At 66.2% G+C, this 9192-nt stretch carries 12 protein-coding genes; 10 read left to right on the plus strand and 2 right to left on the minus strand.

All coding sequences use genetic code 11. From position 1 onward, the window contains the following. Positions 1–749, plus strand: a 749-nt coding sequence (locus ACIQ6O_RS08860; protein ID WP_396207420.1) for a YidC/Oxa1 family membrane protein insertase, incomplete at its 5' end; no start/stop codon positions are given. Positions 750–756: 7 nt separating this feature from the next. After that, complete coding sequence (gene mnmE / locus ACIQ6O_RS08865; RefSeq protein ID WP_396207421.1) at positions 757–2142, plus strand: tRNA uridine-5-carboxymethylaminomethyl(34) synthesis GTPase MnmE; 1386 nt, start codon at positions 757–759, stop codon at positions 2140–2142. A 232-nt stretch (positions 2143–2374) separates the two neighbouring features. On the opposite strand, the gene ACIQ6O_RS08870 is transcribed toward mnmE, so the two are convergent. Beyond that, a complete protein-coding gene (locus ACIQ6O_RS08870) occupies positions 2375–3331 on the minus strand; it encodes a hypothetical protein (protein ID WP_396207422.1) in 957 nt (318 codons plus the stop codon). A 268-nt stretch (positions 3332–3599) separates the two neighbouring features. Here ACIQ6O_RS08870 and ACIQ6O_RS08875 point away from each other — a divergent pair, with 268 nt between their 5' ends. Then, a complete protein-coding gene (locus tag ACIQ6O_RS08875; protein WP_396207423.1) occupies positions 3600–4253 on the plus strand; it encodes a DUF2225 domain-containing protein in 654 nt (217 codons plus the stop codon). A 286-nt stretch (positions 4254–4539) separates the two neighbouring features. Here the strand turns inward: ACIQ6O_RS08875 and upp are convergent, their stop codons facing one another. After that, complete coding sequence (gene upp, locus ACIQ6O_RS08880; protein WP_396207424.1) at positions 4540–5196, minus strand: uracil phosphoribosyltransferase; 657 nt, start codon at positions 5194–5196, stop codon at positions 4540–4542. Positions 5197–5268: 72 nt separating this feature from the next. Here upp and ACIQ6O_RS08885 point away from each other — a divergent pair, with 72 nt between their 5' ends. The 7 genes from ACIQ6O_RS08885 to ACIQ6O_RS08915 all read left to right on the plus strand — a co-directional run. Further along, positions 5269–5898 carry a TIGR00730 family Rossman fold protein gene (locus ACIQ6O_RS08885; protein ID WP_396207425.1) on the plus strand — a complete coding sequence of 210 codons (630 nt, stop codon included), beginning with the start codon at positions 5269–5271 and terminating at the stop codon, positions 5896–5898. 157 nt (positions 5899–6055) lie between these two features. Then, a complete protein-coding gene (locus ACIQ6O_RS08890) occupies positions 6056–6649 on the plus strand; it encodes a cysteine peptidase family C39 domain-containing protein (protein WP_396207426.1) in 594 nt (197 codons plus the stop codon). 69 nt (positions 6650–6718) lie between these two features. Further along, positions 6719–7033, plus strand: a complete 315-nt coding sequence (locus tag ACIQ6O_RS08895) for a hypothetical protein (RefSeq protein WP_396207427.1) — start codon at positions 6719–6721, stop codon at positions 7031–7033. A gap of 3 nt (positions 7034–7036) precedes the next feature. Continuing rightward, positions 7037–7471 (plus strand): hypothetical protein, encoded by a 435-nt coding sequence (locus ACIQ6O_RS08900; protein ID WP_396207428.1) that lies wholly within the window; start codon positions 7037–7039, stop codon positions 7469–7471. A 166-nt stretch (positions 7472–7637) separates the two neighbouring features. Further along, positions 7638–8045 (plus strand): hypothetical protein, encoded by a 408-nt coding sequence (locus tag ACIQ6O_RS08905; protein ID WP_396207429.1) that lies wholly within the window; start codon positions 7638–7640, stop codon positions 8043–8045. After that, a complete protein-coding gene (locus ACIQ6O_RS08910) occupies positions 8042–8653 on the plus strand; it encodes a hypothetical protein (protein WP_396207430.1) in 612 nt (203 codons plus the stop codon). The genes ACIQ6O_RS08905 and ACIQ6O_RS08910 overlap by 4 nt, the downstream gene beginning before the upstream one ends. Positions 8654–8705: 52 nt before the next feature. Next, positions 8706–9192 (plus strand): ATP-binding cassette domain-containing protein (locus ACIQ6O_RS08915; RefSeq protein WP_396207431.1); only part of this gene is annotated, 487 nt, incomplete at its 3' end.

Below are 9192 nucleotides of genomic sequence, written 5' to 3' on the forward strand. Positions count from 1 at the left end.
CGGCCTTCGAAGTGTACGTGGGCCCGCAGGAGTTCAAGCGGCTGCTCGCGCTCGGCCGTCAATTCGAAACGTCGAATCCGTACGGCGGCTGGATTCAGGGCATCGTGCAGCCGTTCGCCACGATGGTCATTCGCCTGCTGCTGTGGATGAAGGCCACCCTCGGTCTGTCGTACGGCTGGATCCTCGTGATCTTCGGTGTGGCCATCCGTATTCTGCTGTGGCCGCTCAACCAGCGCGCCATGCGAAGCCAGATGGCGATGCAGCGCATCCAGCCGGAAATGCAAGCGATCCAGCAGCGCTACAAGAACGACCCGCAGAAGCAGCAGCAGGCCATGATGCAGATGTACAAAGAGCACGGCATGAGCCCGTTCAGTTCGCTGTCGGGGTGCCTGCCGATGCTGATCCCGCTGCCGGTGTTCTTCGCGCTCTTCTTCGTGTTCCAGAACACCATCGAGTTCCGCGGTGTGTCGTTCCTGTGGTTCCCCGATATCTCGGTGAAGGACCCGTACTACATCATTCCGATTCTGGTGGCGGCGACCACGATGCTCATGTCGTGGATCGGCATGCGCGGCATGAAGTCCGACCCGAATCAGAAGACGATGATGTATGTCATGCCGGCGGTCATGCTCGTGTTCTTCTTCAGCATGGCCTCGGGATTGAACCTGTACTACTTCATCCAGAACCTCGCGTCGTTGCCGCAGCAGTGGCTCATTTCGCAGGAACGGCGTAAGCCGATCGTGCGGGGATGACGCGGGGATGACGGCGCTGCTCCCTGGCGACGACGACACGATCGTGGCGGTCGCCACGGCTTCAGGGCGTGGCGCGGTAGCACTGGTACGACTGTCGGGGGCGCGCGCGATATCTATCGCGCGCGCCCTCGGTGCGTTTGGCGGCACATCGGGTGGTGATGTGCTCGCGCGTCGCGCGCAGTTGATCACCGTACGCGATCCGGTGAGCGGCGACACGATTGATCAGGCGCTCGTCACGGCCTTTGTGGCTCCGCAGTCGTACACGGGTGAGGACGTGGTGGAATTGGCCACGCACGGCGGTCTCGTGTCACCACAGCGCGTCGTGGCCGCGTGTGTGGCGGCCGGTGCGCGTCTCGCGTATCCGGGGGAATTCACACGGCGCGCCGTGCTGAACGGGCGGATGGATCTGCTTCAGGCTGAAGCGGTGGCCGATCTCGTGGATGCTCGCACACAAGCCATGCAGCGACAGGCACTGGCGCAGCTCGACGGCGGTTTGTCACGCCGTCTGCTCGCCCTGCGCGACGATGTGATTCACCTCGAGGCGCTGATCGCGTACGACATCGACTTCCCCGAGGAAGACGACGGTCCCATCGCGCCAGCGCGCATCGGCGCCGCGGCCACGGTGCTGCTCGACGGGCTCGACGCGCTGCTGCGCACCGCCCCACGCGGTGCGATGGTGCGCGACGGAGTGCTCGTGGTGATTGCCGGGCCACCCAACGCCGGCAAGTCGAGTCTGTTCAATGCGCTGCTTGGCGATGCACGGGCCATCGTGACGGCTGTGCCCGGCACCACGCGCGATGCGATCGAGGCGCTGCTCGATCGTGGTGGCGCGCTCCCGCTGCGCCTAGTCGACACCGCGGGGCTGCGTGACACCGACGACGAGGTGGAGAAGCTCGGTATCGAAGTGAGCGGGCGCTATCTCGCGCAAGCGCAGGTGGTGCTGGCGTGCGGGGCCGAACCGCACGATGTCGCTCACACCGTGCAGGTGGTGCGCGAGCGTACGACGGCGGCCGTGATTCCGGTGCTCACCAAGAGTGACCTGCACCAAAGAGACGACCTGGTGCACGACGGCGAGAGCGTGAAGGTGAGCGCCGAGAGCGGCGCGGGGCTGGACGATCTGCTGACGCGCATCGATGCGGTGGTAGCGCATACCACCCCCGCGTCACCACACGATTCCGTGATCGTCACCCGCGAGCGTCACCGTGTGGGGCTCACGACCGCGCGCGACGAAGTGGCCGAGTTCGTGCGCGCATGGGAGGCCGGCGCGCTCCCGGCGCCGGTGGCCGCGGTGCACCTGCACACGGCGCGCGAAGCGATTGCGGAACTCATTGGGACGGTGGAGACGGAAGAGGTACTGGACAGGGTCTTCCGGGACTTCTGTATCGGGAAGTGACGGCTCAGATCTGAGACCCGCGACCCGAGAATCGAGAATGAGACGCGAAGGGTGAGAATGAGAAGTGAGCTCGGATAGAAGCGAGAGGGCAGTGTTTTCGAAGTGAGAAGCGAGAGGGTGCCACCCTGACTTCTCAACTCGAAACCACTGCCCTCTCGCTTCTATCAGAGCTCGTCTCTCACGCTGGCCGCTCTCTTCTCACGCGGTACTCTCGAGTCTCAGCGCTGAGCGCTCAGCTGACCACCGTGAGTCGCGGCCGCTCCGCGATCGGTTCTCCGGCCGTCGCGATCTCGTGCGCGTTCGCTCTCACGCTCCACGAGAATCCGCGGGCGGCGATGGCGGCTTCGACCATGCGGGCGCCGAGGAAATAGCCGGCGCGCTCGGGGAGGATGACGCGGTCGACGGTGCGCGCTTCGTCGCTCATGCCGCCGGAGAGGTAGCGCAGCCGCAGGCCGAGTCCGGCGCGTTCGAAATCACGGCCGGCAGCGCGGGCGAGAATGGGCTCGATCTCACGGGTGCGCGCGTACTGGCGGCGGGCGAACCCGAAGTATTCCCACGCCGCGTGTCCGGGGCTTACGGCCCGGGAGACCTGCACGGCGAGGCCTTCGTTCACGAGCAGTTCACGCAGCGTGGCCTGACGGCCGGTTTCCCAGTAGGAGTAATATCCGTCGGCGTCCTGGACGAGGTCACGCATGCTGCTGCGGCTCGCGGGCGACGTGTAGCGGATGACGTGGGTGATCTCGTGCGACAACCAGAGCGGAATCAGCTCCGGGTCGAGGCCGAGCCCCTGGGTGTCCGGATTGGCCACACCGGTGAAGTGCTCGAGGCACACGAACGCCACGCCACGGCCGTTCACAACCAGCTCACCGGCGTTGGCGGCGCCGACACCGACCATGAGCACGATGTCGTACGGGACGTCGACATCGAGCAGCATGCGGACCTTGTCCTCGGTCTGCTTGGCCAGCGTCACCACATCGGCGTTGGCGAGCAGCGTCAGCAGATCCGTGCGGTCGGCCGCCACGGTATTGCGGATGACTTCCTCGAAGTGCGGACCGGACGGCTCGAGGACGTAATTGTCCCAGTATGCGGTCAGGAGCTCCCGGTGCCGCTCGAAATAGTCGAGATAGGCCGAGAATCGGTCTTCGGCTTCGAGGACGGCGAGAAAATCTGGAACGAGATTGATCAACATCAACGACCCGGGGTCGGGAAGCCGGCGCGATCGTGACAGGGTGTCACCGGTGGGGAAATGAGCCCGCCGGGAAACACGTACCGCTCGCCGAACGAGACGCGGTGGGGAATGGCAACCACGCGATTAGTGAGACGCGGCAAGTTAGCCCTCCGGCAAAGTCACAACAAGACGCCATCGACATGGAATGTGGAGAACTCGCCTCGGCGGGTTCAACTCGGTGACGGGGGGTGCCGAGACTGATCGACAACACCTGTCCCCGGCGGTTGCCATGACCACACTCAATCTCATCGATCTGACCTGCCCTGTCTGCGAAACGGAATTCCGTTCGCAGACCGTCGTGGCTACCAATGGCTATGGCGGGAAGCGCACGGACTTCCACGAGCGGGCGGCGGGAATGCAGCCGCTCCCCTATTTCGTGCACCTGTGCACCCACTGCGGTTACGCGGGGGTGGCCCGGGACTTCGGCGAGGGCGTGGATCCGAGCGATCTGCTGAAGGAACAGGTATGGTCGGAGCTCGCGCCGGCGTTGCGATCCTCGCTGCCGTCGGGTTCGCTCAAGTATGAGCACGCGGCCAAGGTGGCCGAGTGGCAGGGGAATGATGCGCGCTACCTGGCTGACCTGTACCTGCGTGCAGCCTGGTGCTGCGTGGACGAGGGGGACACGGAGGCCGAGCGCTACTTCCGCCGCCTTGCGGCGTGGAGTTTCGCCGATGCGCTGGATGCGTATGGCGGCGTGCCGGTGGCCGAGCGGGCGGTGATCACCTACCTGATCGGCGAGCTGTGGCGTCGTATCGGCGACCACGAGAAAGCCGACCACTGGTTTGATCTTGTTGCCGACGAAGTGACCGAGCCGGTGGCGCAGAGCTGGGTGGTGGAAGTGGCGGAGCAGCAGCGGGTGCAGCCGAGGGAGTGGTTCACGTAGGCGGGGCTCGCCTAGGCGTCTGCCGGGGGAAACTGCAAACCGCAAACCGCAAACGGCAAACCGCAGACGGCAGACGGCAGGAACTACAGCACGCAGTAGGGGAGGAATTCGGAAGAACAACGCGGGAGCCAGCGCTGCGCGCGGCTCCCGATGTCCCTACCGCAAAGGAAATCGGGCGCCCCGCGAAGCGGTGGCGCCCGTTTTGTTGTACCCCACTCCCCCGGAACTGCGTGCTGTGGTTCCTGCCGTCTGCCGTCTGCAGTTTGCCGCCGAACCAACGCCCGCCCTACCTCGTCCCGAACAGCCGGTCCCCCGCATCCCCCAGTCCCGGCAGGATGTAGCCGTGTTCGTTGAGCTCACGGTCGAGTGCCGCCGTGAGTACCGGCACATCGGGATGGGCGGCCGCGAGGCGGCGCACCCCTTCCGGGGCGGCGACGAGGCAGAGAAAGCGGATGCGCGTGGCACCGGCCCGTTTGAGCGACGACACCGCCGCCGCTGCACTGCCCCCCGTCGCCAGCATCGGATCGAGCAGCAGGAAGTCCCGCTCCGACACGTCGCCCGGCACCTTGAAGTAGTAGTCGACCGGCTCGAGCGTGTCGTGATCCCGGTACAGACCGATGTGGCCCACCCGGGCCGAGGGGATGAGCCGCAGAATGCCCTCGACCATGCCCAGACCGGCGCGCAGAATGGGCACCAGCGTGAGCTTCTTGCCGCGCACCGTCCAGCCCGACGTGGTTTCGAGTGGCGTGTCCACCGACGTTGCCTCGAGGGCGAGATCGCGGGTGGCCTCGTAGGCCATCAGCATGGCGATCTCGTCCACCAGCTCCTTGAATTGCTTGGTGGGTGTGGCGCGGTCGCGCAGCAACGTGATCTTGTGACGCACCAAAGGGTGGTCGACGATGCGGAGCGTGGGGAACTCGGAGTCCTGAAGCGTCTGAGCCATCTCCGATTATGAGCACTCGCGACGCGAAGCGCGAGCCGCCGAGTGGCGAGCCGATCCGCTAAACTTGAGCGCATGACCACCACGCCATCCGTGTCACCGATCGTGACCACCGCGCGCCCCCTGCAGCGTGTGGCCGTGTACTGTGCCTCCAATGACGGAGCACGGCCTGCCTATGTCGCCACGGCGCGTGCGTTGGGCACACTGCTCGCCGAACGCGGGATCACCGTGGTGTACGGCGGCGGCCGCACCGGGCTGATGGGGGCCCTCGCCGACGCCGCGCTCGCCGCCGGTGGCGAAGTCATCGGCGTGATGCCGCACGGGCTGGTCGAACGCGAGGTGGCGCATCACGGCATCACGGCGCTCCAGGTCGTCGATTCGATGCACGAGCGCAAGGCGATGATCGCCGAATTGGCAGACGCGTTCATCACCATGCCCGGCGGGATCGGGACGCTCGAAGAGTTCTTCGAAACGTGGACGTGGGCCAATCTCGGCGTGCATCGCAAGCCGATCGGGTTGCTCGATGCCGACGGGTTCTGGACGCCGCTGTTGACGCTGCTGGCCCAACTCGAAGGCGAAGGGTTCCTGCGCGGCACCCCACGTGAATGGCTGGTGCAGGACGACGATCCGGCGCGCCTGCTCGCGGCACTCCAGACGTTCGAGCCGCCGGTGGTGCGGCGTTGGCTTCGACTCGGCGAAACCTGATCGCCCGCGCTTCGTGACGCCGCCGGTGTCATTCCGACGAACCGGATGACACCGCGCTCACGCCCCCTCCCAAGTTGTCGAGCGTCGGGCGCACCCACGCGCCCCGATGCCGCCGGAGCCTCCTCCGGCATGGGGCAGCCAGGGAGCGGCCGCGCACATGCACACCATCGCATACGGACGATCCACGCGGGTGCTGGTCCTGCTCGCCGTCATCGGCTGGAGCCTGCCGCACGCGGTGGGAGCGACCAGCCGACCCGCCCCGAGCAACGGATTCGACCGCTGGCCCATGCGCGTCACCCGCGCCGTCCATCGCGCCCAGCTCCGCACACTCGGCGCTTCCATCACGCCGGTGCCAACCGAACGACTCCAGCAGGAGCCGAACGACTGTGCGCTGGCCGTTGTGAACGAACTGCAGCGCACCGCCGCACGCCCCGCGCCCAGTCGCGCGTGGCTGGCCCGCTCCCTTGCGCTCGACCCGTCCGGCGTCGCCCTCGACCCGCTCGCCCACACCCTCCGCGAGCTCGGATGGAGCGCCAACGTCGCCCGCGGTGAGTCACAGCCGCGCCCGTACCCGCTCCACCCGCCTGCCATCGCCCTCATGCGTCCGGGGCACTACGTGCTCCTCGTCAACCAGTCACCAACGCAGGTGACGTACTTCGATCCCCTCGTCGGCCTGGTCCAACAACCGCTGCCTGCATTCTCGGCGCGATGGACCGGCAACGGCGTGCAGTTGTCCGCCCGGGACAACTGACACTCGGCGACGGCGCGCCCCACGCGACGATCGCCTCTTTCCACACCTCCCAACGCAACGGAGGACTCCATGTTGCTTCGACATACTGCGTCCGCCCTGGCCCTCGCGGCCACCCTCGCCCTCAACGGCGCCAACACGCCGCTCCGCGCGAGTATCCACAACACGCCCCCCACGCGTACCACCACCGCCACCACGGAAGTCGGTGCCGGCTCCCCAGCCATCACCTGCCTCGCTTGTGTCGCAGCCGGCGTCGTGACCCTCGTCACCGGAGGATGGCTCGGCGTGTGGACCACGTACATGATCGGCGGAACATCCGCTGTCGCCGGCGGCGGTGCCGTGGTCACCTGTACCGCCGCGTGCATCGCATATCTGGCGGAGGACTGACCCATGCGCACGCTCTTGCATCGCCTCACCTGGGTCACCGCCGCTATCGCGCTCATCATCGCGACCCCCGTTCAGGCGGCGGCCGGCAACCGATCCCTCGCCACGTCTCCGACTATAGCCTCTCCCACGGCCTCCATCCCTATCGGTTTGGTTGGACAACCCGGGACGGTCACCACACCCCCGCCCACCGTCGCCGTTCGGACTGCGCTCACCTCGGCACTCTCGGCGACCTCCAACGCCGCGGTGCAGCCGCAGGACACCGGGCGAGGATGGAAGGAGCTCTACTGCATGGCCTGCGTGGGGCTTGGAACACTCACCCTGTACAGCGGCGGCATCACCATGCTCCCGATCATGCTCGCCAATCCCGCCGCGTTCAGCACCATGACGGGCACCTGCGTGCTCGCCTGCGAGTCGGCGATCAAGACACTGCTCAAATGACAGGCGGGACGCTGAGGTGAACCGATCCCACGCCTCGGCAGCTGTGCTGGGAACGTCGGCCGCGCTCGCGGCCGCGTTCCTCGCTCAGCCCGACCATGCGCGCGCTGCGACGAGGCGCGCGAACCCCATCGCGATACCCGCCCACGTCGCTCACGCCCACGCTGCCATGACGACACTCGCCCAGCAGACGAGGCGGGATCCGTCGTTTGCCGGTACGCACGCGGTCGCACTGGCGGTGTGTTATGAGTGTGCCGCCTCCCGCACCCTCGTGCGCGTACTCATCCGACGGCGGCGTTATGGAACGCGAATTCCACCCCTCCGTCTGTACACCGACCGCACCTGGCCCGAACTCGATACACTCGCCCACCACACGCGAAGCGCGATTGTCGTCATCCGTCAGATGGATAGCCGAGTGGGCATCACCCCGGCAGCTGTCAGTGTTGATCGCCCGGTACCTGCACTCGGCGTGACCGACGTACTCGCCCTCCTCGATAGCCACTCGACACCAGACAAATCGCTTCACGACAACTCGCCGAACGGCAACCCGCTTCACGACAACGGAGCACGCCAATGACCACCGCCCCCTTGGGTGATTCGCACCGACTGGCCGATTCGCGTGGCCAATACGAACAGCTGCTACCGCGCTTCTTGAGCGCCGTCGGCATTACCGCCGTTATCGCCTGGATCGTGCTCCAGGCCATGCAACGGTCCGCCGAGTTCGATCTCACAGGACAGGTCGAGACGCTGATACCGCTGGCACGGATCGGAGTACTCACCACACCCATCATCGTCGCCGTGCGGGCATTCATTGCCACCATGACCGCCTGGCTCGTGGCCGGTGCGCTGAACGACCGCATCGCCATGCGCACCATCGCCATCGGTGTGCTCACCTGGTTGCCGCTGCTCGAGCTGCCTGCACTCGTCGATGCCACTTCGATGCTGCTCCAGCCCAACGCCATGTGGGCCGCTGTACATGTGCCACTGGGACTCGATGCGCTCGTACCAAGTGGCTCGCCCCGCCTGCAGATGGTCACCCAGACGGTGAACGTCGCGCTGCTCGCCTTCACGGTCCTGCTCGCGCGACACCTCATCCCGCGTATCTCCGCCGGGGCCAAGGTCGCCGTGCCCGCAGCCCTCGCCGTCGCTGTCGTACTCGTCGTCTTGCCGCTGTTTCGCGTCTGAACCAGGCCCATAGCCAGACACATCTCCCACCACACTCCAGCCACCACATCGCATGCTGGTCGTCGATCAACTCGCAGCCCGATACCCGCGCTTCACGCTCGGCCCGATCAGCCTCGTGTTGCACGAAGGCGAGCGCGTCGCCCTGCTCGGCAGGAATGGAGCGGGAAAGAGCACACTCCTCTCACTCATGGCTGGGCAACGGCACGCCATGCAAGGCGCGGTGCGATTCGCCAACGCGGACGATCAGCTCGAAGATCGGTTGCAGCTACGCCGAGATGTGGCGTATGTCGGCGCGGCGCTGCAAGCGATGCCGTGGTATACCGTCCGTCGCCATTTCGATTTTCTGGCGCATATGCATCCGCGATGGAACACCGCCAGAGCGATGGATCTCGCACGCACCCTCCGACTTGACCTCGATGCTGTCACCGGCACGCTGTCACGAGGAAACCTCGTGAAGGTCAATCTCTGTACCGCATGGGGACAGGAAGCCAGCGTGTTGCTCCTCGATGAACCAACAGCGGGGCTCGATCCCGTCGCAC

Origin of the sequence: Gemmatimonas sp. (assembly GCF_044345575.1) — a bacterium.
Taxonomy (GTDB): Bacteria; Gemmatimonadota; Gemmatimonadetes; order Gemmatimonadales; family Gemmatimonadaceae; genus Gemmatimonas.